This is a genomic window from Streptomyces griseoluteus, assembly GCF_004784465.1.
GTDB lineage: Bacteria > Actinomycetota > Actinomycetes > Streptomycetales > Streptomycetaceae > Streptomyces > Streptomyces griseoluteus.
Window position 1 is genome coordinate 192,380 of record NZ_SRRU01000003.1, and the last position, 24,017, is coordinate 216,396.

The 24,017-nt window shown below is 72.7% G+C and carries 21 protein-coding genes and 1 pseudogene; 9 read left to right on the plus strand and 13 right to left on the minus strand.

The window, feature by feature from the left end:
- Positions 1–25: 25 nt before the first annotated feature.
- Positions 26–796: an AfsR/SARP family transcriptional regulator gene (locus E5082_RS09685; protein WP_135790870.1), complete on the minus strand. Its 771-nt coding sequence runs from the start codon at positions 794–796 to the stop codon at positions 26–28.
- A 202-nt stretch (positions 797–998) separates the two neighbouring features.
- On the opposite strand from E5082_RS09685, the gene E5082_RS09690 reads away from it, so the two are divergent.
- The 3 genes from E5082_RS09690 to E5082_RS09700 are packed head-to-tail and all read left to right on the plus strand — an operon-like array spanning position 999 to position 3,888.
- A complete protein-coding gene (locus E5082_RS09690) occupies positions 999–2,507 on the plus strand; it encodes an esterase/lipase family protein (RefSeq protein ID WP_135790871.1) in 1,509 nt (502 codons plus the stop codon).
- A 58-nt stretch (positions 2,508–2,565) separates the two neighbouring features.
- Positions 2,566–3,285: a hypothetical protein gene (locus E5082_RS09695; protein WP_135790872.1), complete on the plus strand. Its 720-nt coding sequence runs from the start codon at positions 2,566–2,568 to the stop codon at positions 3,283–3,285.
- 15 nt (positions 3,286–3,300) lie between these two features.
- Positions 3,301–3,888: a hypothetical protein gene (locus E5082_RS09700; protein WP_208766232.1), complete on the plus strand. Its 588-nt coding sequence runs from the start codon at positions 3,301–3,303 to the stop codon at positions 3,886–3,888.
- 75 nt (positions 3,889–3,963) lie between these two features.
- On the opposite strand, the gene E5082_RS09705 is transcribed toward E5082_RS09700, so the two are convergent.
- From E5082_RS09705 to E5082_RS09715, 4 genes and pseudogenes are all read right to left on the minus strand, one after another.
- Entirely contained in the window at positions 3,964–4,713 is a 750-nt protein-coding gene (locus E5082_RS09705) for a hypothetical protein (RefSeq protein WP_135790873.1), read from the minus strand.
- Positions 4,714–4,755: 42 nt separating this feature from the next.
- Positions 4,756–5,064 carry a M23 family metallopeptidase gene (locus E5082_RS32835; protein ID WP_268255620.1) on the minus strand — a complete coding sequence of 103 codons (309 nt, stop codon included), beginning with the start codon at positions 5,062–5,064 and terminating at the stop codon, positions 4,756–4,758.
- Between the two features lie 93 nt (positions 5,065–5,157).
- Positions 5,158–5,391: pseudogene (locus tag E5082_RS32840) on the minus strand (peptidoglycan-binding protein); the annotation flags it as partial.
- A gap of 43 nt (positions 5,392–5,434) precedes the next feature.
- Entirely contained in the window at positions 5,435–6,526 is a 1,092-nt protein-coding gene (locus E5082_RS09715) for a transglycosylase SLT domain-containing protein (RefSeq protein WP_135790875.1), read from the minus strand.
- Positions 6,527–6,565: 39 nt separating this feature from the next.
- Here E5082_RS09715 and E5082_RS09720 point away from each other — a divergent pair, with 39 nt between their 5' ends.
- Positions 6,566–6,778: a hypothetical protein gene (locus E5082_RS09720; RefSeq protein WP_135790876.1), complete on the plus strand. Its 213-nt coding sequence runs from the start codon at positions 6,566–6,568 to the stop codon at positions 6,776–6,778.
- 33 nt (positions 6,779–6,811) lie between these two features.
- Here E5082_RS09720 and E5082_RS09725 read toward each other — a convergent pair whose 3' ends face one another.
- From E5082_RS09725 to lnt, 4 genes are all read right to left on the minus strand, one after another.
- Entirely contained in the window at positions 6,812–8,764 is a 1,953-nt protein-coding gene (locus E5082_RS09725) for a helix-turn-helix domain-containing protein (protein ID WP_135790877.1), read from the minus strand.
- A gap of 77 nt (positions 8,765–8,841) precedes the next feature.
- Positions 8,842–9,639, minus strand: coding sequence for a 3-hydroxybutyrate dehydrogenase (locus tag E5082_RS09730; protein WP_135790878.1), 798 nt, complete (start codon positions 9,637–9,639; stop codon positions 8,842–8,844).
- 55 nt (positions 9,640–9,694) lie between these two features.
- Entirely contained in the window at positions 9,695–10,174 is a 480-nt protein-coding gene (locus E5082_RS09735; protein ID WP_135790879.1) for an NUDIX hydrolase, read from the minus strand.
- A gap of 68 nt (positions 10,175–10,242) precedes the next feature.
- On the minus strand, positions 10,243–11,847 hold the full coding sequence (lnt, locus tag E5082_RS09740) for an apolipoprotein N-acyltransferase (RefSeq protein ID WP_135790880.1): 1,605 nt from the start codon (positions 11,845–11,847) through the stop codon (positions 10,243–10,245).
- Between the two features lie 203 nt (positions 11,848–12,050).
- Here lnt and E5082_RS09745 point away from each other — a divergent pair, with 203 nt between their 5' ends.
- Positions 12,051–13,094, plus strand: coding sequence for an O-antigen ligase family protein (locus E5082_RS09745; RefSeq protein ID WP_373310023.1), 1,044 nt, complete (start codon positions 12,051–12,053; stop codon positions 13,092–13,094).
- Between the two features lie 6 nt (positions 13,095–13,100).
- Here E5082_RS09745 and E5082_RS09750 read toward each other — a convergent pair whose 3' ends face one another.
- Both E5082_RS09750 and E5082_RS09755 read right to left on the minus strand, forming a co-directional pair.
- Positions 13,101–13,646 (minus strand): hypothetical protein, encoded by a 546-nt coding sequence (locus E5082_RS09750; protein WP_135790881.1) that lies wholly within the window; start codon positions 13,644–13,646, stop codon positions 13,101–13,103.
- Positions 13,647–13,752: 106 nt separating this feature from the next.
- Positions 13,753–14,550: a glutamate racemase gene (locus E5082_RS09755; protein WP_229918785.1), complete on the minus strand. Its 798-nt coding sequence runs from the start codon at positions 14,548–14,550 to the stop codon at positions 13,753–13,755.
- A gap of 57 nt (positions 14,551–14,607) precedes the next feature.
- Between E5082_RS09755 and E5082_RS09760 the strand changes: the two genes are divergently transcribed.
- The gene (locus E5082_RS09760) at positions 14,608–15,783 is read left to right on the plus strand and encodes a glycosyltransferase (protein ID WP_135790882.1); all 1,176 of its coding nucleotides are present in this window, start codon (positions 14,608–14,610) and stop codon (positions 15,781–15,783) included.
- Positions 15,784–15,790: 7 nt separating this feature from the next.
- On the opposite strand, the gene E5082_RS09765 is transcribed toward E5082_RS09760, so the two are convergent.
- A complete protein-coding gene (locus E5082_RS09765; protein ID WP_190045234.1) occupies positions 15,791–16,960 on the minus strand; it encodes a TerD family protein in 1,170 nt (389 codons plus the stop codon).
- 205 nt (positions 16,961–17,165) lie between these two features.
- Here E5082_RS09765 and E5082_RS09770 point away from each other — a divergent pair, with 205 nt between their 5' ends.
- The 3 genes from E5082_RS09770 (at position 17,166) to E5082_RS09780 (ending at position 21,458) form a co-directional block, all read left to right on the plus strand.
- Positions 17,166–17,630 carry a DUF6643 family protein gene (locus E5082_RS09770; RefSeq protein ID WP_135790884.1) on the plus strand — a complete coding sequence of 155 codons (465 nt, stop codon included), beginning with the start codon at positions 17,166–17,168 and terminating at the stop codon, positions 17,628–17,630.
- A 488-nt stretch (positions 17,631–18,118) separates the two neighbouring features.
- Positions 18,119–18,724 (plus strand): Rv1733c family protein, encoded by a 606-nt coding sequence (locus tag E5082_RS09775; protein ID WP_135790885.1) that lies wholly within the window; start codon positions 18,119–18,121, stop codon positions 18,722–18,724.
- A 292-nt stretch (positions 18,725–19,016) separates the two neighbouring features.
- Positions 19,017–21,458 carry a right-handed parallel beta-helix repeat-containing protein gene (locus tag E5082_RS09780; RefSeq protein ID WP_135790886.1) on the plus strand — a complete coding sequence of 814 codons (2,442 nt, stop codon included), beginning with the start codon at positions 19,017–19,019 and terminating at the stop codon, positions 21,456–21,458.
- Positions 21,459–21,465: 7 nt separating this feature from the next.
- Here the strand turns inward: E5082_RS09780 and E5082_RS09785 are convergent, their stop codons facing one another.
- Entirely contained in the window at positions 21,466–23,823 is a 2,358-nt protein-coding gene (locus E5082_RS09785; protein WP_373310010.1) for a hypothetical protein, read from the minus strand.
- Between the last annotated feature and the right edge of the window lie 194 nt (positions 23,824–24,017).

Sequence of the window (24,017 nt, forward strand, 5' to 3'; positions counted from 1 at the left end):
GGAGAGCACCGGTGATCACCGGTGATCACCGGAACCATCCTCGGAGGGAGTCCCGGTGAAGGCGCACCCGGCGCCGTGGGGTGGTGCGCGTCGACAGTCGCTCGGGAAGCATGCTGGCGAACTGCGGCGAGGGCGCGATGCCCAGTTCCTCGTCCAACAACCGGCAGAACGCGTCATAGTGGCGCACCGCCTCGCTGACGTTGCCCTCCGCGAGATGTGCCGACACGATCGCCCGGTGCGCACTCTCCCGCAAGGCCTCCGTGCGTACACCTGCCCAGGCGGCTTCCAAGGCCAGGGCGGGCCTGCCCTGCCGGATCAGGGCCTCGGCGAGCTCGTCGAGCGCGTGCAGTCGCAGTTGCCGCAAGCGTTCGCGCTCCATCAGTACCCAGTCCTCGTCCCACCCCGGCAGCAGATCCTCTCCGGTCAGGAGCCCCAGTGGTGGCCGGGGGCGGAGGGGTGGGCCGCCGTCCTCCACGACGTCGAGTGCCGCCCGTGTGAGGACGTGGACGTCCACGCGCAGGGCCGGGGTGATCAGCAGGAAGTCTCCGCAGCGCCCGATCAGGGGTGGCTCCGCTCGCGGCAGCTTCCACAAGGTGGTGCGCAGGCTGCCCCGCGCGTGTTCCTCGGTGACCTCGGGCCACAACGTGCCGGCGAGGACCGTCCGGGACACCCGGCCCCGCAGCCCCATGAACGCCAGCAACCGCTGGCCGTTGCGGCACAGTTCGACGGGCTCGGTACCGAGTTCCAGCCGGAACTGGCCGAGCAACCGCAACCGGGGAGGGGACACGTACCTCATCGCCTCGCTCACAGTGTGTTGCGTCAGCGCACCTCTGGCTGCCCGTCACCACCAGTTTCAGTCCCTCGTCCGCACCCTGCAACCCCGCTGAACGGGCACCTCTCCCCGGCCGATGACGCCAGGATGACGTCATGCTGACAGTGGCTCCGTAGCGTTGGACGCGGTGGCTCCCGGCCGACAACCGTGAGCGGGTGAGGATCGCATGACCACGACCCAGAAACTCCCCATCGTCTACGTCAGAGGGTTCGCCGGCGACACCGCAGGCATCGACAGGGCCGTGACGGATCCCTTCTACGGGTTCAACGAGGGCTCCACGCACATCCGTATCGGACCGGAGGACGAGCCGGACTTCTACCAGTTCGAGAGTCCACTGCTACGCCTGCACCTGGACGAGGGCTACCGGATCCTGGTCGACGGCAGTCAGGCGATCTACCTCGACACCCATGCCACGATCCCACCCGACAGCATCTGGATCCACCGCTTCTACGACGTGTCCGCGAGCACGTGGACCAGCAGGCCGAAGGAGTTCCGCATGGAGACGGCCGCGGAGGACCTGCTGACGCTGATCGACACCATCAGGGGGAAGTCCGGGGCACAGCGCGTCCATCTGGTCGCGCACTCCATGGGCGGCCTGGTGTGCCGTTGCCTGATCCAGAAGATCCTTCCGGACCTCGGCCGTGACCCGGCCGCATGCATAGGGAAGCTCTTCACGTACGGCACGCCGCACGGCGGCATCACCTTCGACCTGGGCTTCGGCATGCTGGAGAGGTGGCGCGACGCCCTCGGCATCAACGGCGCGCAGGTCTTCGGTCCCGAGCGCATGTACGAGTACCTGACGCCTGAGTCCGTCGCCGGTCCGGACGGCCCGCCGGAGAGCTGGGACCCGCGCGAGATGCCCCAGGAACAGCCGTTCGCCTTCCCCCTCGACCGGGTCTTCTGCCTGATCGGCACCAACCCGGTCGACTACGACGTGGCGCACGGTCTTTCCGCCGCCGCGGTCGGGCCCCGCAGCGACGGTCTGGTGCAGATCGACAACGCGTACGTGCCCGGTGCCCATCAGGCGTACGTGCACCGCAGCCACAGCGGACGCTACGGGATCGTCAACTCCGAGGAGGGCTACCAGAACATGCGGCGCTTCCTGTTCGGCGACCGCGAGGTGAAGGCCGCGCTCGTCGGCCACCGGCTGCCGCAGCGCGAGGACACGGCCTGGCAGGCCGAGGTCGGTCTCTCGCTACGCGGCCTCCAGATCGTGATGCACGAGCGGACGAGCGCCCAGTGGTGCCCCATCCAACTGCTGGACGGCACCACGGACGCCGCGGCCGTACCGCTGGTGGACACCTTCCTGTGCAGTGACCTGGCCCGGGGCGCCACCGGCACCATGCGGTACGCGCTGCATCTGCGGGTCCAGTCGCTGCGTGAGCGCAACGGCCTGCTGAACTTCGGCGACCACCTGGAGCAGACCGCCGACTTCGACGACACCCTCGTCGTGGACGTCGGCGCCGACGGCGCGGCCTCCGTGCCCGCCCTGTCGGCCGCCTGGAACTCGGACATCGCCGGTTCCATCAGGGACCACCCCCCGTCCGGCCATGCCGTCGGCGACGAGAATCCGGACCCGGACCTCTGGGTCGAACACATCCAACTGCCCCACTCCGCCGTCCCCATCCTCGGTGCGGACGCCCGGATCCGGCTCACGGTGACGCCCTGGCAATGACGCGCCGCACAGGCGACGGCACCCCGGGGACGCGTCTCCCCCAGCGAAGGAGTCGGCCATGCCTCAGCACAATCCCCACACGGTCCCCGACGAGCCCGGGGTCTTCGTACCGGTCGAGGTCGAGGGCTGGCAGCACGGCTACGACGCGGGCATCAGCTCACCACCGAACGTCCCTCGCACACCCCTGGTCCGCAACCCCGACTATGGGGACGCCTGGGCCGAGGGCGCCGTGTCGGGCAACCGCGACGGGCGCACCGAGGGCTGGCGCTGGGCGTACTTCCACGGAGACGCCCGGCCCGATCCCCAGGGGGCCGGCGGGCCGTACGAGCCGCGGGACAGCGGCGAAGACGCACCGGGGTACGGCCAGGAGTACGGCGGAACCTTCGCACAGAGCTGGGCATGCTTGGGCGAGCTGCCGCTCTCGGTGGTGCTGGCGCAGTTCGCCCCCGGAGGGCGGGGCGGGGACGGGCTCACGGGCAGGCTGCTTGCCCGGGCCTGTGCGGACAAGGGCGTCACCGCGCTGTACCTGCCGGTGAGCCTGCTCTCCTCCGGAGCCGCTGAGGAGGGAACGGGTGATCCGCTCAATGACGCGGGCTACTGGCACGGCACGGTCCAGGAGTCCCTGGACGAGGCCGCGCCTGAGGCGATCGCCTACGTGACCGTCCGCCAGATCCGCTACGCGGCACTCCTGCGGTACCAGCACGCGGCCGAACACAACTTCTTCGATCTCCTACCGGTGGACAGTCTGCTGCCACCGAACCGCCTGGAAGGACTGTAGAGGGAGGATGTCATCATGCCTGATTCATGGATGCCTCAGGCTGCCAAGTCGGACCTCGGGGACCACGCGCCGTGCGCCCCGGAGTTCCCCGCGAAGGCAATAGCGCACATCACGGCGGACAGGAGGGCCACAGCCGCGGCACCTCAGGATCTGGTCCCCTTCGCCAATCTCAAGGGATTCTTCACCGGAAGCGGAAGACAACAGGCTCCCCACATCCTCTGGGACCCCTTCACGGGGGCGTTCGCCCAGTTCTTCCCCGCCACCTCCCGCAGCAAGGCCGCGGCCGACGCGCCCGGTGGGACGCGTACCAACCGGGCCGGCAAGGTCGTCATCCAGATCGAGGCCCTGTTCTTCCCGCACTGCCGTGTCAACGGAACGGTCTTCGCGAGGCTGGTCGACACTCCGTGCGTCGGCTGGGGAGACCTCAACGCATGGATCAACTCCTGGGGCGTACCGGAGGTCTGGCCCATGGGCCGTCCGACTTCGCTGTCCCGCAAGACGGCTCCCGATGCCACGTGGAGGTCGCGGGCCGGATGGTACGCCCATGCCCACGTCCCGGAGAACGACCACGTCGACCCGGGTTCGTGGCCGGCGTTCGGGTGAGAGAGCCCTCCGGGTAGCCGACGCAGCGGCGTCCGGCCCGCGCACTGGCGCACCGGGCCGGACGCCGCCGTCGTCTCAGTTCCGTCCGGCCTCTGCCAGAGCGGTGAGGACACGTCGGGTCTTGTTCTCGGGATGCTCGGAGAGGGGCACGCCGCGTTCCCGCACCGCGTCCTCGAGCTTCCGCTGTTTGCGCTCGGCCCGGGCGGTGAACTCCTCTGCGTCGTCTTCGCCCTTGGGCTTCACGCGAGTCGAGGCCTCCAGGAAGTGAAGGCCGGCGACCGACCAGACCTCCAGGTCCACGTCCAGGTCGCCGAGCGGAACGTCGTCCGCTTTCCTGGAGATGACGGGCCCCAGCGCGACCAGTCCGTCGAGCGGGACGGTGGGTGCGCAGACGTGCAGAAACTGGTCCTGCACGGCGTCGATCGGTGCGGCGGCATCGGCCCCGGGCTTCACCGCGTCCGGCAACCCCGGCGGCTGATCGTGCACCAGGGAGGCGGCCAGCACGCGGCGGTCCACTGACCAGTCCTCCTCGATCCTGTAGGTGAAGGGTTCCACGTCGAACGGGGCGGAGAACCTTCCGATCAGCTGCTCCCGAACGCACGGACGCAGCTTGACGGTCAGGTCGTCCGGACCGCCGCCGATTCTGAACCGCACGATCACACCGCCGTCCAGCAGCGGCACCCGGCCCTCGGCAACGCCGTCCCGATCTTCGGCGAACCAGATTCGGCGCGTCCTCATCACGCCGGGCGCCCCACCGAGAGCCGAGAGCGCCGCCGGCACGTCATCGTCGATGTTGACCTTGATCTCGACCGGCAACAAATCCATCACCGCTCCTGCACGCTCACCGGACGACGAGAGCGTCGGCCGCTACCAGGTGGGGCGCACGTCTGTTCCGAAGCCGCCGCCGGCCGGGCGCTTTTCGAAGTGGAGGTGGGGGCCGGTGGCATTTCCGGTGGAGCCGACTTCTCCGATCTTCTCGCCGGCCCTCACAGAACCCCCGTCCACGATCCGCCTGGAGAGGTGGGCGTACCAGAAGTCGAATCCGCCGGTACGCAGCACGAGGAAGTTCCCGAAGCTGCCGTCCTTTCCGATGCGCGCTATGGAACCGCTGCGCACCGCGACACACGCCGTGCCCTTCGGGGCGGCGTAGTCCGCCCCGGTGTGACGGCCCAGGATCCAATGCGGCCCCTTCTTTCCGTGGGGGGTCGTGACGCCGTGTCCCGGGACGGGCGACGCGACCCGGCCGGCAGGAGCCGGGGGCTTTGACGCCGGGACGTTGAGTCTGTCCCAGGAGACCTTGCCGGGGATGCCGTTGGCATCCGCGCCCGTGAACTTGAGCTTGCGCTGCCAGGCGGCGTACGACTCCTGGTCGACGTCGGTCCACTCGGGACCAGGACCCGACTGGTACTTTCCGCAGCCTTCCGCCACCAGGCGGTTACCCATCGCGGTGATCACGGGGCTGCGTTGTCCTTTGCGGAAGAATGTCGCACCCGGGAATGGCTGCGTGGGCATGACCCTGTCTCCCTTCGAAAGATCTCAAGAGGGTTCAGTAAGGCGCCGGATCACGGTGCGGGTTCGCCTGTTGAACGCGAGAGATGTCGCCATACCGTCGCCAGATGTAGTTGATCGCTGCCGCGACATTCGCCACCGGGTCGTAGATTCGGTCGGATGTGCCCGCCTGGTGGTTCGCGGCAAAGGTGGAGGGAATCACCTGGGCGTAGCCGCGTGAGCAGTTGAGTCTCGCACCGTCCACCTGCACGGGGCCCGTTGCATTGCTGTCGTCGGGGTTGACAGCGTTCGGCGTGAAGGTCGACTCGCGGAGCATGAGGGTCAGCAGGTTCGCTCCGTTGTCGACCCCCGTGACCCAACTTCTGGGCGCACCGGTCCTGTCGCATGCCTGCTCGGCGAACTGGCGGGCCGTGGGCTTACCGGTGGCCACCCCCGAGTTCTTGGAGAAGCGCACGGCACCCTTGGTGATAGCCCCAGGATGACGGCAGTCCACGGCGAACCCCGTTCTCGCACCGAGTTTGGCCAGTGAGGAACATCCGGGGAAGCCATCGGCAGCCGAGCCGGTGAATCCCAGCTTGCGCTGCCATTCCGCGTAGGCCGATCTCGTCTGCTCGCCGAAGAATCCGGTAGCGCCCGCGGGGATGCTTATCCCGACTTCGATGAGCCCCATTTGAGTGACTTTGACATCATCATTGCGCTTGCCGAAGCGCACATTGGAGAGAGCAACCATCATGCCTCCCTCGAGATTTGGAGGCCGGTCTTGCCGAAGCTGTTCGTCGCTTACTGTCCCAGTCCCCCTTACTTCCACCATGCGCCCGACGAGAGTGGCATGCAAACGCGGCAAAACATGTTTCTGCCCCGGCGAGTTCCCGTAGTTGATCGCGGTGACGTCAAGGAACACCGGACGTCTCAACCGCGTGCTCTCCAGCCTCAGCAAGTCGACGGCCGCCTCCCCCAGCGCGTCGATGAACGCGGTGGGAGCCGCCTGCACCTGGAGGAGCCGACTCAACTCGCCGCGGCCGGTGGCGTCGAGGTCGGGCGGCTGGGCGATCAGCCGGAACGCCTGCCTCGGCCAGGCCCGCCCGGCCAGTCGGCGAGTCGCCAGGTCGCTCCACGGCGGCTCTGGCATCGGCCTACGGAACGGCGCGGCATCCGCCGGTACCGCCCCGTGATCCGGGGGAGTCAGCACCGCACCACCGCGCTGTTCGCGGAGTACGACAGCGCGACTCCTATCGCCCTGTACGTCATCGGCGCCGTCCTGCTCACCCTCATCGCCGTGGGCGTCGCCCGCGAGATCCGCAACCGGGACCTCGCCGACGTCACGGCCGACGGCACCCCGTCAGCCCCGGTGGACAGGGTGGCGAAGACCCCGGCCCCCTGACCGACACCGACCGGCATCCCCCGCGGGTGCCGGTCAGCGGCGTCCCGTCCCTGCCAACCCGTGGAGCCGCAGGGCCAGTTGGATCTCCAGTGCGCGGGACGGCGTCTGCCAGTCCTCGCCCAGCAGCCTGCCCACCCGTTCCAGCCGCTGGGCGACGGTGTTCACATGGACATGGAGCACCTCCTTGGTGCGGGCCGGGCTCATCGCGGCGGCGAAGTAGGCGTCCAGGGTGCGCAGCAGATCGGTACCGCGCCGCGCGTCGTACGCCACGAGAGGGCCGATGGTGCGCTCCACGAAGCCGCCGATGTCCCGGTCCCCGGCGAGCAGCAGCCCGAGGAAGCCGAAGTCCTCGGCGGCCGCACCGTCCCCTCCCCGGCCGAGCAGGTGCAGCGCGTCCAGGCAGCGGCGGCCCTCGGCGTAGGCGGCGGCCACCTGGTCGGGGCGGGCGGCCAGGCCGGTGACGGGGGCGGAGGCTCCGACGGTGACCGGCTGGCGGACCGCGGTGCCGAGTTCGCGGGCGGTGCGCCGGGCCAGTTCCGTGGCGGTGTCGCCGGGGCCGAGCGGGAGCAGCAGGACGGTGCCGCCGTCGCGGGTGGCGGCCAGGCCGTGCCGGGTGGTGGCGAGGTGGGAGGCGGCGGACCACAGGCGGCGCCGGGCGGCGGCCTCCTCGTCGGCGTCGGCCGAGGGCGCGTCGAGCCGGGTGGCGAGGACGGCGTGGGTGGCGTCCAGGTCGGCGTCGAGCCGCGCGGCGCGTTCCCGGAGCAGGCGTGGGTCGCGGTCGCGGGCGTCGAGGAGGTCGTCCAGGAGTTCGCCGCGTACGCGCCGCTCGGCCTCGGCTGCGGAGCGGCGGGCCAGCAGGAGCAGGGAGGTGACCATCGCGGCGCGTTCCAAGGTGCGCTGGTCGACCGGGTCGAGGTCGGGGTGTCCGTGCAGGACGAGTGCGCCGAACACCTCCTCCCCCGCTGCCACGGCGGCGATCCAGTCGGGCCCGTGGCGCACCGCGTGCCCCTCGGCGCGGGACGCCTCCAGCGCCTCGGCCGGTGCGGTGCCGGTCTCGGTGAACTCGACCGCTCCGTCCAGGACTTCGGCGACGGCTGCGGCCACGTCGTGGACTCCCCCGCCGCGCAGGACGAGTTCGGCGAGCCGGTCGTGCACCTCGGAGGCGCGCTCTATCACGGCGCTGCGGTCCTGGATGACCTCGTTGGCGCGTTCGAGTCCGGCGAGGGCCGCCTGGGTCCCGGTGAGGAGGTTGGTGGTGTCGATGGCGGCCGCGGCGAGGGCCGCGAAGGAGCCGAGCAGGGCGATCTGTTCGCGTTCGAAGACCCGTGCGCGCCGGTCGGCCGCGAAGAGGACGCCGATGACCTGGGGGCCGAGCGTCAGCGGGACCCCGACGATGGCGAACAGGCCCTCGTCGCGCACCGCGACGTCGATGGTGTCGGTGTGCTGGAAGCGGGCGTCCTGGAAGTAGTCGTCGGTGACGTAGGGCCGGGCGGTCTGGGCCACCAGTCCGCCGAGCCCCTCACCCATGCCGAGCCGGAGCTGTTGGAAGCGGGCGGAGACGGAGCCCTCGGTGACCAGCATGTAGGTGTCGCCGCGCTCGGGGTCGTTGAGGCTGAGGTAGGCGATGTCGGTGGCGAGGAGGGACCGGGCGCGCTGCACGATGGCCCTCAGGACCGCGTCCACGTCCCGGAGCCCGGCCAGGTCATGGGCGGTCTCGAAGAGGGCGGACAGCTCGGCCTCCCGGCGGCGGCGCCCCTCCAGTTCCGCACGGACGCGCAGCGCGAGGAACTTGGCGTGTTCCAGCGCGGCGACACGGTCGGCGGACTCTCCCTCGGCGCGGGCGACGAGGACGGGCCGTTCGTACGCCTCCGGGGAGGCGTCGCGGGCGAGCAGTTCGAGGTAGGGGGCCTCCGCACAGGCGACGGCCCCCGCCGCGGCGGCCCCGGTGGCGGGGCGCGCGGCCGACTGGAGTTGATCGGGAGACATGGCCACAGGATCGCTCATCGTGGGCTAGGCCCGTCAGCCCTGTGGACAACTCCACGGGGGCCGGTCGGGGCAGCGGTTCAGTGGGCCGTCCAGCCGCCGTCCAGCACCAGGGAGGTGCCGGTGACGAAGGACGCCTGTGGGCCGCAGAGATAGGCGACGGCCTCCGCGACCTCCTCGGGTTCGATCAGCCGGCGCAGCGCGCTGTCCTTGAGCAGGACCTCGGAGAGGACCTGCTCCTCCGGGATGCCGTGCGCCTCGGCCTGGTCGGCGATCTGCTTCTCCACCAGCGGAGTGCGCACATAGGCGGGGTTCACACAGTTCGACGTCACACCATGGGGGGCGCCCTCCAGCGCGGCCGTCTTGGACAGCCCCTCCAGCCCATGTTTGGCCGCCACATAGGCCGACTTGAAGGCAGAGGCGCGCAGCCCATGGACGGAGGACACATTGACGATGCGCCCCCAGCCCTGCGCGTACATGTGGGGCAACGCCCCGCGGATGAGCCGGAACGGCGCCTCCAGCATCACCGTCAGCACGGTGTGGAAGACCTCGGGCGGGAACTCCTCCAGCGGCCGCACCAGTTGCAGCCCGGCGTTGTTGACCAGTACGTCGGTCCCTGCGGCGGCCCGCTCGGCCGCGTCGAGGTCGGAGAGATCCAGCACCCGGGGCACGACCCGGCCGGCGAGACCCTCGGCCCGGCCGGCCAGCTCGTCCAGCCCCGCCGCGTCCAGGTCGAGCGCACGCACCTCCGCCCCGGCCGCCGCGAGCCGCAGCGCGCACGCGCTGCCGATGCCGCCGGCCGCCCCGGTGACGAGGGCGACCCGGCCGGCGAGGTCCAGGGCGGAAGGGGTACTGGGCTGGGGGCTGGACGAGATCATGTCTCGACCCTAGTGACGCGCCCCCGGCTCACCACATAGGGCGAGAACCCATACTTCAGCCAAGAGTCATGGGGTCGAACCATGTGGGTGTCTCGGACAGAGCCTGCTTGATCCGGAACAACGAGAACTCGTTCAGCTCCGGCAGAGCGTCCACCGCGAACCAGCCCACGTCCAGCGACTCGTCGTCGTTGACCCGCGCCTCGCCGCCCACGGCCCGGCAGCGGAAGGTGATGTCCATGTACTGGCACTCGTCACCGTTGCCGTAGGTGACCGGTTGGAGGGCCTGCACCAGGACGACCCGCTCGGGCACGCAGTGCACGGCCGTCTCCTCGAAGACCTCGCGCACCGCGCACGCGGCGGGCTGCTCCCCCGGCTCCGGGATGCCGCCGACCACCGACCACTTGCGGGTGTCGGCGCGGCGGCCCAGCAGCACCCGCCCCTCGTCGTCGAAGACGATCGCGGTGACACCGGGGAGCCAGAGCAACTGGGTGCCCGCCGTGGCCCGGAGCGCGGTGATGAATTCAGGTGTAGCCATGGCCCCGACCCTAAACGGCCGGACCCCGGCCGGCCGCCACGGCCAGGCGCATCTCCCCGGACGTACGGCTAGACGCCGGAGGCGCGCCGACCGCGTGCCGCCATCGCGCCCGCCCAGCCCAGACCGCCCGCCGCGACCAGCAGCAGCGCCAGCTCGGGCAGGATGCCGAGCCGGGTCGCGGGCGTCTCGGAGGTGCGCAGCGGCACCTTCATGTCGATGTGTGCGGGGACGAACATCCCGGTGTGCCGCGCGACCCGCCCGTCCGGCATGATCACCGCGCTGACACCGCTGGTCACCGGCACGGTCACGGTGCGGCTGTGCTCGACGGCGCGGACGCGGGACATGGCGAGCTGCTGGTAGGTCATCTCGCTCCGGTCGAAGGTGGCGTTGTTGCTCGGCACGGAGATCATCTGTGCGCCGTGGGTGACGGTGTCCCGCACGGCCCAGTCGAACGCGGCCTCGTAGCAGGTGGCGAGGCCGACCTTGACGCGGCCGAAGCCGAAGACGCCCGGCTTGTCACCCCGGCTGAAGTCCTGGCGAACCATGCTGGTCCACTCGCCGTTGATCGCGCCGATGAGCGAGCGCATCGGGAGGTACTCACCGAAGGGCTGCACCTGGCGCTTGTCATAGGTCTGGAGCGGGCCCTTGACCGGGTCCCAGAGGATCTGCTCGTTGAGGAGCCTGCCGTCCCGCTCGACGACCGAGCCGACCGAGACGGGCGCGTCGATCGCCTCGGCGGCGCCCTGGATGACGGCGGCCGCGTCGGGGGCGGCGAAGGGGTCGATGTCGGAGGAGTTCTCCGGCCAGAGCACGAAGTCCGGGCGCGGCTCCTTGCCCGCCGCGACCCGGGCGGCGAGACGGCGGGTCTCCCGCGCGTGGTAGTCGAGCACGGCGCGCCGCTGGGCGTTGAACTCCAGCCCCGCGCGCGGCACGTTGCCCTGGATCACCGCCACGGTCGCGGTCCCCGCCTCGGCCTTGTCGCTGACCAGCCCACGCGCGCCGACCGCGCTCACCACCGGCACCGCGACACTGAGCAGCGCGACGGCGGCGGCGGACCGCCGCACCTCGCCGTCGCGGCGGCGCAGGACCAGCCGGACGATCTCGAAGAGGCCGAAGCCGCACAGGACGACGCCGAAACCGAGCACCGGGGTGCCGCCCAGCGCGGCGAGCGGCAGGAAGACGCCGTCCGCCTGGCCGAAGGCGACCTTGCCCCAGGGGAAACCGCCGAACGGCATCCGCGCGCGTACCGCTTCTCCGGCCGTCCACAGCGCCGCCGCCCACAGGGGCCGGCCGGGCAGCCGGGACACGGCGGCGATGCCGGCGCCGACCAGGGCGACGTAGACCGCCTCGATGACGACCAGCGCGATCCAGGGGCCGGGGCCGACCTCCACGCCGGTCCACACCAGGAGCGGCAGCAGGAAGCCGAGGCCGAAGAGGTAGCCGAGGCCGAGCGCCGTCTTCCAGGTCCGGCCGCGCAGCGCCCAGGCGAAGCCGGCGAACGCGGGCAGCGCCAGCCACCACAGGGTGCGGGGCGGGAAGCTGACGTAGAGGAGCACGCCGCTCAGCGCGGACACGAGGGCCGGGACCAGGCGGATCAGACGGGCGCGGGCGCCCTTGGCCGGAGGCTGCTGGAGCCGGTCCGGCCGGTCCACGGAAGTTGCGGTGACGGTCACCCTGGGGAGTGTACGGCGGTCCGCACAGCCCCTGACATGCCGGTCATCACGGCATTCCCGCGCAACTCGTCCACAAATCGGCCCGCAGCCATTAGCGTGATCCGAGCCTCGGCGGTGCGGCCGGTCCCGGCCGGATGCCGTCGCGAGGTGCGGCCACAGGTCGGGGGACCGGGTGCGAGGGGCTACGGGTGGCGTCGACGGGGATGGAGTACGCGTCCGGGACGGACGCGGACCGTGCGGGACGAAGCGTGTCCGACGGTGCGGGGATGATCCTGCTCGGGCTGTGCGCGGCCTGGTCGCTGATGTCGGCGGCGGCGCACGACGGGCGGCCGGAGGGGATGCTGCTGGCGGTGCTCGCCACCGCGGCGGGCTGCGCGGCGGGACGGATGTCGGGGGCGCTGCTCCCCGTGGCCGCGCCGTGTGCCGGGGCGGCGGCCGCTCTGGTGCTGGCCGTGACGATGCCCGGCGCGCTGCCGGGCCCGGCCTACGCGGCTCCGCTCGGGCAGGCCGGCGCCGTGGCCGCGCTGCTGGCGCTGACCACCGGGGCGCTGTGCTGCGCCGCCTGGTCGACCCCGGTGCCGGCGATGCGGCCGCTGTTGTGGCTGCTGGCGGCGGCGATGGTGCCGGCCGGGGCGGTGCTGGGGTCGCCGGGCGGCTGCGCGGCCGGGGGCGCCGTACTGCTGTGCTCGGTGGCCGCCGGTTCGACGCCGTACCGGGGTGCGGGGCTCGCCGGGCTGGCGGTCGTGGCCGGGGCTGCGGTGGGCGCGGTGTGCGGGCTGGCGTCGGGGGTGCTGCCGGGTGGGTGCGCCGCGGAGTTCACGGAGCGGATCGGGCCGTACCGGGTGGAGCTGTGGGGCCGGGCGGTGCGGCTGGCCCATGAGGCGCCGGTGTGGGGTGTGGGGCCGGGGCGCTTCGGGACGCCGGGTGATCCGGCGGGGCGGCCGCATTCGGCACCGCTGCAGTTGCTGGCCGAGCAGGGGGTGGTGGGGGCGCTGCTGCTGGCGGCGGTGTTCGGGTGGGTGCTGCACGCGCTGTGGCGGGCGACGCGGCCGACGCCGGTGGTGCTGACGGCGGGGGCGGCGCTCACGGCGCTGGCGGTGATCGCGTCGGTGGGTGACGCGCTGAGCTTCACCACGGTGACGGCGGGCGCGGGACTGCTGGCCGGGTGGGCCACGGCCCGCCCGTGGGGCGAGGAGGAGCGGGTGCCCAGCGTGGAGCCGCTGCCCCGGCAGGAGACGGTGGGGTGAGCGGGGTCAGTGCGCGTTGTCCGGGGTGATGGCGCGCAGCCGGGCCCGGATGACGCGGACGGCCGACTCGGCGTTGTCCACGGTGATGGTGAAGGTGTGGCCGTCCCACAGGGTGAGCACGATGCCCTCGCCCCGGCGGACGACCACGGCGGTGCCCTTGTCGGGGCGCCAGCGGTAGCCCCAGCCGCCCCAGTGGCGGGGGGTGACGTGCGGGACGTACTCGGCGTCGACGACCTGGGAGAGCGGGATGCGGCGGCGCGGCAGGCCGACATGGCCGCAGCGCACCTCCAGGGCGTCCCGGTCCAGCTTGAGATCGACGTGCACGAAGGCCAGCGTGCCGAACAGGACGAGCAGCCCGACCGCGATGCAGCCCACGACGGACATGACCAGGGCGATGATCCCGGAGGTCCACGCGGACTGCACGGCCAGCTCGATGCCGAGCGCCATGCAGGCGGCACCGGCCAGCGCCAGTACCCATTGCACGCGGTTGGTGGCGCGTCCGGTCCAGGCGTCGGGATGCGGGGCGTCCTCGGCGTCGCGGTGCTCCCTCATGTCTATGAGGTTACCCAGGTTCCGCCGTGGTGGTATCCGGTCACGGAGAGGTATTGCTCCGGGCGGCAGGGCGGGCCGACGGACCGCGCGGCGGCCGCGCCCGGTGTCACATCCGGTCGGCGAGCGGACCGGCCGAAGGCAGCAGCCGTCCCTCGGCGTAGTGCAGCGCGGCCGCGGGCAGTGCGCCGCCCTCGCGGCCGCTGAGCAGCACGGTGAGGGAGCCCACGGCGGGGGCGTCGGGAGCGGGCAGCTCACCGATACGGCGCAGCGCCTGGGTGGCGACGGCCCCGGCGGAGCCGTGCAGGACGAGCGGGGCGGCCCCCGGCTGCTGCACGGCGGCACGGATGCGGTCCGCGACGAGTTCGTAGTGGGTGCAGCCGAGGACGACGGTCGTGACGTCCGGCGGGGTGAGTTCCGCGGCGGCGGCGACGGTCGCGGTGATGGCCTGCTCGTCGGCGTGCTCGACGGCCTCGGCCAGCCCCCAGCAGGGCACCTCGGTGACCTTGACGCCGTGCGCGAAGTCCTCGATCAGACCGCGCTGGTAGGGGCTGCCGGTGGTGGCGGGGGTCGCCCAGATCGCCACGTGTCCGCCGCCGGCCGAGGCGGGCTTGATCGCGGGTACGGTGCCGATCACCGGGATGCCGGGTTCGCACAGGGCGCGCAGCGCGGGCAGCGCGTGCACGGAGGCGGTGTTGCAGCCGACGATGAGGGCGTCCGGCCGGCGGGCGGCGGCGGCCTCGGCGACGGCCACGGCACGCCGGGTCAGGTCCTCGGGGGTGCGCGGCCCCCAGGGCATGCCGTCGGGGTCGAGGGAAAGCACGAGATCCGCGTCGGGCCGAAGACGGCGTACCGCCGCGGTGGCTGCGAGGAGGCCGATTCCGGAGTCCATGAGCGCGATCTTCACCCGGCCACGATAGTCGATGACCACCGGTGGGCCGTTCCGGTGGGGCAGACTGCGGCCGTGAGCGCCATCGTGTGGACCGCCGCCGTATCCCTCGCCGTCTGGTGCTGGCTGCTGCTGGGCCAGGGGTTTTTCTGGCGCACCGATGTACGGCTCCCGCCGCGCCGCGAGCCCGGGGAGTGGCCGTCGGTCTGCGTGGTGGTACCGGCCCGCGACGAGGCGGCCGTGCTGCCCGCGAGCCTGCCCTCGCTGCTCGCCCAGGACTATCCGGGCCGGGCGGAGGTCTTCCTGGTGGACGACGGCAGCCGCGACGGCACCGGCGAGCTGGCCCGCGAGCTGTCCGCGCGGCACGGCGGGCTGCCGCTCACGGTGGACTCCCCCGGCGAGCCGCCCCGGGACTGGACCGGCAAGCTGTGGGCGGTCCGGCACGGGATCGCGCTGGCACGCGCGCGTGACCCCGAGTTCCTGCTGCTGACGGACGCGGACATCGCGCACGCCCCGGACAGCCTGCGCTCCCTGGTCGCGGCGGCCCGTACGGGCGATTTCGACCTGGTGTCCCAGATGGCCCGGCTGCGCGCGGAGAGCCCCTGGGAGCGGCTGGTGGTCCCGGCCTTCGTCTACTTCTTCGCCCAGCTCTACCCCTTCCGCCGGATCGGCCGCCGGGGCGCCCGTACGACGGCGGCGGCCGGGGGCTGTGTGCTGCTGCGGACGGACATGGCCGAGCGGGCCCGCATTCCGGACGCCGTCCGGCACGCGGTCATCGACGACGTGGCCCTCGCGCGCGCGGTGCGGGCGAATGGCGGCCATCTCTGGCTCGGCCTGGCGGACCGGGTGGACAGCGTGCGCCCGTATCCGGGTCTGGGCGAACTGTGGCGCATGGTCTCGCGCAGCGCGTACGCCCAGCTCAGGCACAGTCCGGCGTTGCTGCTGGGCACTGTGGCGGGGCTGGCGCTGGTGTATCTGGTGCCGCCCTTGGCGGTGGTGGCGGGCGCGGTCGCGGAGAGCGCGTCGGCGTGCACGCTGGGCGCGGTGGCGTGGGCGGTGATGGCGGCGACGTATGTGCCGATGCTGCGTTACTACCGGCAGCCGCTGTGGCTCGCTCCCCTGTTGCCGTTCACGGCGTTCCTCTATCTGCTGATGACGCTCGACTCGGCGCTCCAGCACTACCGGGGCCGGGGCGCCGCCTGGAAGGGCCGCACCTACGCGCGTCCCGACGCCGTGCCGGACGAGGGATGAAGCCGGCTCATTTGCGGCCCGGCGTCCAGTTCATGCCCCAGCCGTAGGCCCGGTCGACAGTGCGCTGCGGGCTCACCCCGCGCTCCGGGACCAGGTAGCGGGCCTCGCGCCGGACGACGAGGTCGCCGCCCGCGCCGGTGATCAGCGCGAGCGCGCACACCGTGGAGGGGACCGTGCACTCGTCCAGCGAGAAGTCGATCGGGGCGCCGTGCTGCGGCCGGAGGGTGACGGTGGCGTGCAGGTCGGCGAAGGAGCTGGCGCCCTCGTAGATGGTGACGAAGACCAGGACCCGTCTGAGGTGCGCCTTGTGGTCGAGGCTGATGGTGAGGTTCTCGCCGTCCGCCACCGCCCCGGTCCGGTCGTCGCCGTCCAGGTGGATGTACGGCGGCCGCTCCAGCGCTCCGAAGGCGTTGCCGAGGGCCTGTACGACGCCCCTGCGGCCGTCGCTGAGTTCGTACAGGGCGCACAGGTCGAGGTCCAGGTCACCGGCTCCGGGACCCCGGCGACGGCCGGTGAGGTGCTTGGCGGACTGCCAGTTGAGGTTGACGCGCATGACGCCGGAGGTGCCGCCCTGCTTGGCCAGGGACACCGAGGGGGCCGCCTTGGTGAGCGTGACCCTGGAAGGCGGAGCGGGAGGCGGTGCCGGGTGCTGGGGTACGTCGACGGTGATGCCGAAGTCCGTCGCCAGGCCCTCGAGCCCGCTGTCGTAGCCCTGGCCCACGGCCCGGAACTTCCAGGCGCCCTGGCGGCGGTAGAACTCGCCGAGCACGAAGGCGGTCTCCACGGTGGCACCGGTGCTGTCGAAACGGGCGGCGGTGTCTCCCGTGGCGGGGTCCAGGACCTGGACGGCGAGACCGGGGACCTGACCGAAGGTGCCGCCGTCGGCCGAGGCCGCGAGGACGATCCGCTCGATGCCGGCCTCCGCGCGCGCGAGGTCGACGAGCAGGGTGTCGGTGACCTGCGCCCCGTTGGTCTTCCTGCCCGCGTGGCGGACCGCACCGGAGGGGTGGACGGGCTGGTTGTAGAAGACGAAGTCGTCGTCCGCGCGGACCCTGCCCCTCGCCAGGAGCAGTGCCGAGGCGTCCACGTCGGGGATGCCGGGGCCCGCCCGGCGGGTCACCTCGACGCGGAGCACGGTGGCGGGCACCGGTGTGTTCGACCCCTTGGGCATTGACATGTCCGCCCCCATTTGTACAACGACCGACGCTCCGTCAACCGCCGGTAACAGGACAGGAACTCGCCTTTTACACGATCCAGGCGTCGAATAGAGTCCATTTTTGGCAAGTTCGCTCGGATTAGCGATCCCAGATCGCCGCCGACACGGAAAACAACCCTCTTATCGGTCTCCCCAACCAGCACATCGTGGGCTTAACTTATGTGCCATGACCTCCCCCCGCTCCACCTATGGCGGCGGCTACTACTCCGCCTCCTTCCCGGACACCCCGATCTACGACTCGCTCGTGGCCGAGCGGGGCACCCCGCAGATCGCCCCGATCAGGGTCCCGGCCGCCTATGACACCGGTATCGGCATGCAGTCCTCCCCGGGCATGCCCTCCCCCGGCGGCAACCTCCCCGCACTGCCCTCCGCTCTTCCCGCGCTGCCCGCGGCTCCCTCGCCGCAGCCCGCGTACGGCTACCCGCAGGCGCACCAGGCGCCCCAGATGCAGCCGACGCCCACGGCGTACATCCCGCAGCAGGCCGGCGCCCCGCGCGGCTACCCCGGCGCGCAGCCCCAGCCGCCGCGCCCGGCACCCTCGGGCTACGAGGCGATGCGCCCGGCCGCTCCCCGGCCGCCGCAGCAGCCGTACCAGGATCCGTACAACAACCAGCAGTACCGCGGCTACTGAGCCCATCCCGCTCTTCGTAGCGGCCGTCCGGCTCCGGGAACGCGACTCCGCGATCGACCGACGTCCACCGTGACCAGCGGTGGTGCCGGCTCGACAACGGGGGGAGGTCGTCACCCCGCCCGAGCCGTCCCGTCCCCCGTGTGCCGTCGCCGGGCTGTCTCCCGGCGACGGCATTCGTCTGTCCACCTCCGCTCGTCCTCCCCTGACAGTGCCCGTACCCCGTCACACCCGGAACATGCCGATCACTTTTCCCCACCGCGCGGAAGGGCGCGTGTCCACCTCCGGCACCCCGTCACCGCTGGTCGGCTGTTCGGACAGGGGAACCGGGAACTCCCCCCGCACCAGGGTCGTTGGGCGAACATGAGAAGTCCGTGAGAGAAACCGCCGGGACGTGACGTCCCTCTCCCGTGCCTCTTCACCGGGCCGGGGGGTGAGCGGGGCCGGCACTGGGCAGGACAGGGGGCGTCGGAGCGAAGGGGGTGGGGGACGTGCGGACCATCAGCGGGGTGTGGCGCTGGCGCGGCAATCCGCTGCGCCGCCCGACCGATGTCGCGGAGGCGTGGGTGTGCCTCCTGGCGTTGCTGCTGACGCTCGTGGCGATGCCCGTCGTCGGCACGGTCACCGGGTCCGCCGCGCAGGACTCGCTGCGGCGCTCGGTGCGCGAGCAGCGGCACACGCGCCATCTCGTCACGGCCACCGTGCTGCGCACCCTCGCGCAGGCTCCGCCCGAGGCCGACCCCGACACGGGCGCGGCCCGTACCTCCCGCAGCCGGGTGCTGGCCGGGTGGACCGCGCCGGACGGCACCCGTCGCCAGGGCGCGGTGCTGGCGGACGTCAAGTCCCCCCGCGCGGGTGAGCACTTCAGGCTGTGGACGGACCCGACCGGGCGAATAACGACCCGGCCGCTGGACTCCGCCACCGCGCGGGCGCACGCGGTGCTGGCCGGTTTCGGCGCCGCCGTGGTGGTGGCCGGGCTCATCGAGAGCGTGCGGCGCCTCGTCGTGTGGCGCATGGTCCGCCGCCGGTACGCGAGGTGGGACCGCGCCTGGGACCGGGCGGGCCCGGACTGGGGCAAGGCGGGTAGGGGCTGCTAGGGCCCTTCTTCCGGCTCGGGCCGAGAGCGTCTCCCGGTCAACCCGGGGCCGGGCTCCGGGGCCGGGGTTCCGGCTCTGGTCGGTCCGCCACCCGCGCGCACGCTACGGTGGACCGGCCGACTCGCTTTCGGCATCGACCCGCGCGCGAGCGAGCCGAAGGCCGCGCCGGAGTCCGGAACACGCGCGCACGCGAACGCCTTTCGGGCGCCCCGCGGTCGCCGTCCCGGCACCGGCTGCGGAGCCCCTGAGGCGGACGAGCACAAGTACCACGAGGTGGGGGCACGGCAACGCCATGGCACAGGGCACGGTCCAGGTGACGCACACCGGCACATCGCGGTGGCGGCGCCGCACGGGTGAGTACGCGTCGCTCGCGGCCGCGCTGGAGGCCGCCTCCGACGGCGACGTCCTCACCATCGCCCCCGGCACCTACCGGGAGAACCTTGTCGTGCGGCGGGAGGTGACACTGCGGGGCCCCGACAACGCGCCGGGCTCGGTGCGGATCGCCCCCGTGGACGGCGTACCGCTGACCGTGCGGGCCTCCGCCGTGGTGCAGGGCCTGCACGTGGAGGGCCAGGACGGCGCCGCCCCAGCGCTGCTGGTGGAGGAGGGCACGCCCGAGCTGCTGGACGTGCGGATCGTGACCCGCTCCGCCTCCGGGATCGAGGTGCGCGGCGGGGCCCGGCCGACCGTGCGCCGCTGCACGGTGGACAACCCGGCCGGCATCGGCGTCCTCGTCCTCGACGGCGCCGCCGGGGTGTTCGAGGAGTGCGAGGTCGTCTCGGCGGGCCAGGCGGGCGTGGCGGTGCGCGGCGGCGGGCATCCGCGCCTGGACCGCTGCCGGGTGCACCACGCCTCGGGCACCGGACTCACCGCGACCGGCGAGAACTCCGCGCTGGAGGCGTTCGGTTGCGAGGTGTACGAGGTGCGCGGCGCCGGGGTGCAGGTCACGCAGCGCGCCACCGCCCACCTCACCGACTGCGAGGTGCACCGCACCTCGGCGGACGGCGTCACCCTCGACACCGACGCGGTGCTGACGCTGGCCGACTGCCGTATCCACGACATCCCGGAGAACGCGGTCGACCTGCGCTCCCGCTCCGTGCTGACCCTGACCCGGACCACGGTGCGCCAGTTCGGGCGCAACGGCCTGTCGGTGTGGGACCCCGGCACGCGTGTGGACGCCAACCAGTGCGAGATCTTCGACAGTACCGGCGACTACCCGGCGGTCTGGGTGAGCGACGGCGCGACGGCCGTGCTGGACTCCTGCCGGGTGCACGACGTGCCGGACGCGCTGTTCGTGCTGGACCGGGGCTCCCGCGCGGACGTGGTGGACAGCGACCTCTCCCAGGTGCGCAACACGGCGGTCTCGGTGAGCGACGGCGCGACCGCCCAGCTCGACGACTGCCGTATCCGGGATGCCGCGACCGGCGCCTGGTTCCGGGACCACGGCAGCGGCGGCACGCTGAGCAACTGCACGGTGGACGGCACCCAGACCGGCGTGATCGTCACCAAGGGCGCCGACCCGACGATCGAGCGCTGTGCGGTGGAGAGTCCGGCCGAGGCCGGGTTCTACGTCTCGGCGGGCGGCCGGGGCAGCTTCGTCAACTGCCGGGTGACCGGCAGCGGCGGCTACGGCTTCCATGTGCTCGACGGCTGCCGCACGACCCTGCGCAAGTGCCGCACGGAGCGGTGTGTGCGCGGCGGTTACGAGTTCGCCGAGGGGGGCCCGGACGCGGGCACGGGCGCCGGACCGGTCGTGGAGGAGTGCTCCAGCGACGAGAGCGGCGCGCTGCGGCCCCCGGCTGCGCAGGACACGGCGGTGCAGACGGTTCCGGCGTCCACCGGCGGGCTGCTCGGCGCGATTCCGGGGCAGCGCGCCGTGGGCGCGGAGCCGTCGGCGGCGCCGCCCGTGCCGCAGCGGGAGACCCGTACGCCGAAGGCCGTGATGGGTGAACTCGACGCGCTGGTGGGCCTGGAGAGCGTCAAGCGCGAGGTGCGGGCGCTGACCGACATGATCGAGGTGGGCAGACGCCGCCAGAAGGCGGGCCTGAAGGCGGCCTCGGTGAAGCGGCACCTGGTCTTCACCGGCTCCCCCGGCACCGGCAAGACGACGGTGGCCCGGCTGTACGGCGAGATCCTGGCCGCGCTCGGGGTGCTGGAGATAGGGCATCTGGTGGAGGTGTCGCGGGTCGACCTGGTGGGCGAGCACATCGGTTCCACCGCGATCCGCACCCAGGAGGCGTTCGAACGGGCGCGTGGCGGGGTGCTGTTCATCGACGAGGCGTACGCGCTGTCGCCGGAGGACGCCGGGCGTGACTTCGGCAAGGAGGCCATCGACACCCTGGTGAAGCTGATGGAGGACCACCGGGACGCGGTCGTGGTGATCGTGGCGGGCTACACGGCGGAGATGGAGCGCTTCCTCTCGGTCAACCCCGGTGTGGCGTCCCGTTTCTCGCGGACGATCACCTTCGGGGACTACGGCCCCGAGGAGCTGCTGCGGATCGTGGAGCAGCAGGCGGACGAGCACGAGTACCGGCTCGCGTCCGGCACGGCGGAGGCGCTGCTGAAGTACTTCACGGCGCTCCCGAAGGGCCCGGCGTTCGGCAACGGCCGTACCGCGCGGCAGACGTTCGAGGCGATGGTGGAGCGGCACGCGAGCCGGGTGGCGCAGTTCGCCGACCCGAGCACCGACGACCTGACCCTGCTGTACCCGGAGGACCTGCCCGAACTGCCGTGAGGCGGCGTCATGTCCGGCCGGGTTCCGGTCGGGGCGCGGGCAGGTCGGGGTGGAGGCGCGCCAACAGGCGGTCGCGTTCGCGGACGAAGACCGGGTCCTCCTGGTAGTCGGAGTGGCCGAGGATCGGCGCGGGCAGCGGGTGTTCGGGGGTACGGCCGTAGGCGCGCGGGTCGGGCAGCGGCTCGTGGTCGACCTCGGGGCCGTGCCCGGCGGGCAGCCGGACGGGGCCGCCGATGGGGTCGGTGCGGCGGTGGAGGTTGCGCCAGCAGCAGATGTCCCGGTGCAGGGCGGCGAGGGCGGCGGGGCCGAAGTGGGCCGGGAACCAGCGCCCGTAGAGCCGTTCCAGCGGTGAGCCGTAGGTGAGCAGGGCGACGCGCTGCCGTACGGCGGGCGGGAGCTGCCAGGCCGCCGCGGCGACCAGGACGCTGCCCTGCGAGTGGCCGGAGAGGACGAGACGGCCGCCGGTGCGCTCGGTCCAGGTCGCGGTGCGCCAGGTCAGGTCGGGTACGGCACGCTCGGCGTAGCAGGGAGGCGCGAAAGGGTGGGCCGCGCGCGGCCAGAAGGTGCCGACGTCCCACAGGATGCCTATGGTCCGGCGGGCCGAGGCGTCCTTGTAGGCGCGGCGTCCCCAGGTGACGAAGAGCAGGAAGCCGACGCCGACCAGCCAGGAGCCGAGCGTCTGGCAGATCTCGGCGGCGGCCCGGACGGGGGCCCCGGCGTCCCGGGCGGCATGGGCGGGCGCGAGCCCGGTGGCGAGGGCACCGGTGAGGGCGCCCGCGCCGGCGATCAGAGTGGCGACGGAGCCGACGGCGAGCATCAGGGGCGCGCGGTCGGTGAGCGTGGCCATGGCGCGGACATGGGCGATGCGCCTCGTGCGGTGCGGGTCCTCGGGCTCACCGGGGTGCTCGGCGCGCACCCGTCGGCGCTCGGCGCGGGCGAGGCGCGCGGTGCGCCGGGCCAGGACGGCGATCAGTACGAGGAGCACGGCGAGTACGGGCGGGATCGCGGACGCCTGCCAGGTCAGGGTGACGGGCGGGCCGGTGATCGAGGCGCGGGTGCCGTCCAGCCAGTCGGCGACGCGCTGGGCGACCCCGCCGGAGGCGACTCCGCCGAGCGCGCACGCGAGCAGGGCGACGGCGGGTCCGCCGAGGCCGCGTATCGCGGCGCGGGGGTCGGGCATACGCCGGTGCAGCCGGCGGGCGACGACCGCGAGGACGACGACGAGGACGCCCTGCGCCAGCATGACCGTGCCGAACGCCGGGTCACCGGGCAGCCTCCCGGCGGACTGCCAGCCGGGCCGGGACCAGCAGGCGTAGGTGACCGCGAGCAGCAGCAGGACCAGGGCGCCGAGCGGGAGGGCGCGCAGCAGGTGGCGGTCGAGCGTCTGGTCGAGTTGGCGCTCGCTGCGGCCCCGGCGGCACACCACCGTGACGGCCACGCAGGCCCAGGCGAGGATGCCCGCGCCGAGCAGGACGCCGACGAGGTGGAGGAGCGCGGGTCCGCCGGGGCGGAGATCGAAGCGGGTGGCGGGCAGGGTGACGGCGGCGGCGACGGTGAGCAGCCCGGCCGCGGTGTGCGCGGCGCGGAGGCGGGCGCCGAGACGGCGGCCGTACCAGAAGCCGGGGCGGGCCAGCGCGCCCTCGTCGGCGGCGGGTTCGGCGGTGGTGGTCAGGGGCCGGTGGGACTCGTACGCGCTCCAGGTGCGGTGGGAGAGGTACCAGAGCAGCGCGGTGAGCAGGGTGGGCGCCAGGGCGGCGAGGGCGAGCCGACGGCCGGGCGGGCTCCACCAGCCGCCACCGGAGAGGGTGGGCGAGAGGAAGGTGAGCCAGGTGTGGCGGCCGGCGCAGGCGGGGGCACCGGCGCACTGCCAGGCCACCAGGTCCAGCGCGACCTCGCAGGCGGCGGCGACCAGGAGCACGGTCAGGGTGAGCGCGGCCAGCCGGACGAGGAGACCGTATAAGCGGACCGAGCGGCCGGGGCGCTCGGCGGAGGGGCGCATCCAGTGGGCGAGGTTGACCACCATGAAGGGCAGCAGCAACAGCCACAGGGCGCGGGTGCCGTTGCCGGAGGTGAGGTTGCACCAGACGTACGCCTCGCGTACCGGGCCCTCGCCGGGGCGTTCGTCCAGGGCGGGTCCCGCTCCCCCGGCGGACTCGGGTACGTCCTGGGCGCGGCGGTAGACGGCGGCCGTGTCGTCGCCGGTGACGCGGATGGTACGGGGATCGCCGAGCATCTTCTCGGGGGTGGTGCCGCCGACGCCGTGCACCAGCAGTTCCAGACCGCGTTCCGCCGTCGCGGCCACCGGGGGCGGCGGGTCCGTGAGGTCCGGCCGGGGATCGGGGATGCGTTCCCGCGCGTGTTCCACTTGTCGTCCGCACTTCCGTTGTCACCTGAGGAGTCTCAAGTCCGTGCGGGCTTCAGGTTCTCCGTTTCCGCCGCGGCGTACACCTGACGGGAGGGCTTGTCACGGAATCTCCCCGATCCGGGTGACGACGGCGGCCGTGGTGCCCGCACACATGTGCGCGCGCCCTATGTGCGCATGGTGACAGCCAGTGGCGC

Bases quoted from the DNA above. Each gene is read 5' to 3' on its own strand.
- E5082_RS09685 (WP_135790870.1), bottom strand. From the start codon at position 796: ATGAGGTACGTGTCCCCTCCCCGGTTGCGGTTGCTCGGCCAGTTCCGG.
- E5082_RS09690 (WP_135790871.1), top strand. From the start codon at position 999: ATGACCACGACCCAGAAACTCCCCATCGTCTACGTCAGAGGGTTCGCC.
- E5082_RS09695 (WP_135790872.1), top strand. From the start codon at position 2,566: ATGCCTCAGCACAATCCCCACACGGTCCCCGACGAGCCCGGGGTCTTC.
- E5082_RS09700 (WP_208766232.1), top strand. From the start codon at position 3,301: ATGCCTGATTCATGGATGCCTCAGGCTGCCAAGTCGGACCTCGGGGAC.
- E5082_RS09705 (WP_135790873.1), bottom strand. From the start codon at position 4,713: ATGGATTTGTTGCCGGTCGAGATCAAGGTCAACATCGACGATGACGTG.
- E5082_RS09715 (WP_135790875.1), bottom strand. From the start codon at position 6,526: ATGCCAGAGCCGCCGTGGAGCGACCTGGCGACTCGCCGACTGGCCGGG.
- E5082_RS09725 (WP_135790877.1), bottom strand. From the start codon at position 8,764: ATGTCTCCCGATCAACTCCAGTCGGCCGCGCGCCCCGCCACCGGGGCC.
- E5082_RS09730 (WP_135790878.1), bottom strand. From the start codon at position 9,639: ATGATCTCGTCCAGCCCCCAGCCCAGTACCCCTTCCGCCCTGGACCTC.
- E5082_RS09735 (WP_135790879.1), bottom strand. From the start codon at position 10,174: ATGGCTACACCTGAATTCATCACCGCGCTCCGGGCCACGGCGGGCACC.
- E5082_RS09745 (WP_373310023.1), top strand. From the start codon at position 12,051: ATGGAGTACGCGTCCGGGACGGACGCGGACCGTGCGGGACGAAGCGTG.
- E5082_RS09750 (WP_135790881.1), bottom strand. From the start codon at position 13,646: ATGAGGGAGCACCGCGACGCCGAGGACGCCCCGCATCCCGACGCCTGG.
- E5082_RS09765 (WP_190045234.1), bottom strand. From the start codon at position 16,960: ATGTCAATGCCCAAGGGGTCGAACACACCGGTGCCCGCCACCGTGCTC.
- E5082_RS09770 (WP_135790884.1), top strand. From the start codon at position 17,166: ATGACCTCCCCCCGCTCCACCTATGGCGGCGGCTACTACTCCGCCTCC.
- E5082_RS09780 (WP_135790886.1), top strand. From the start codon at position 19,017: ATGGCACAGGGCACGGTCCAGGTGACGCACACCGGCACATCGCGGTGG.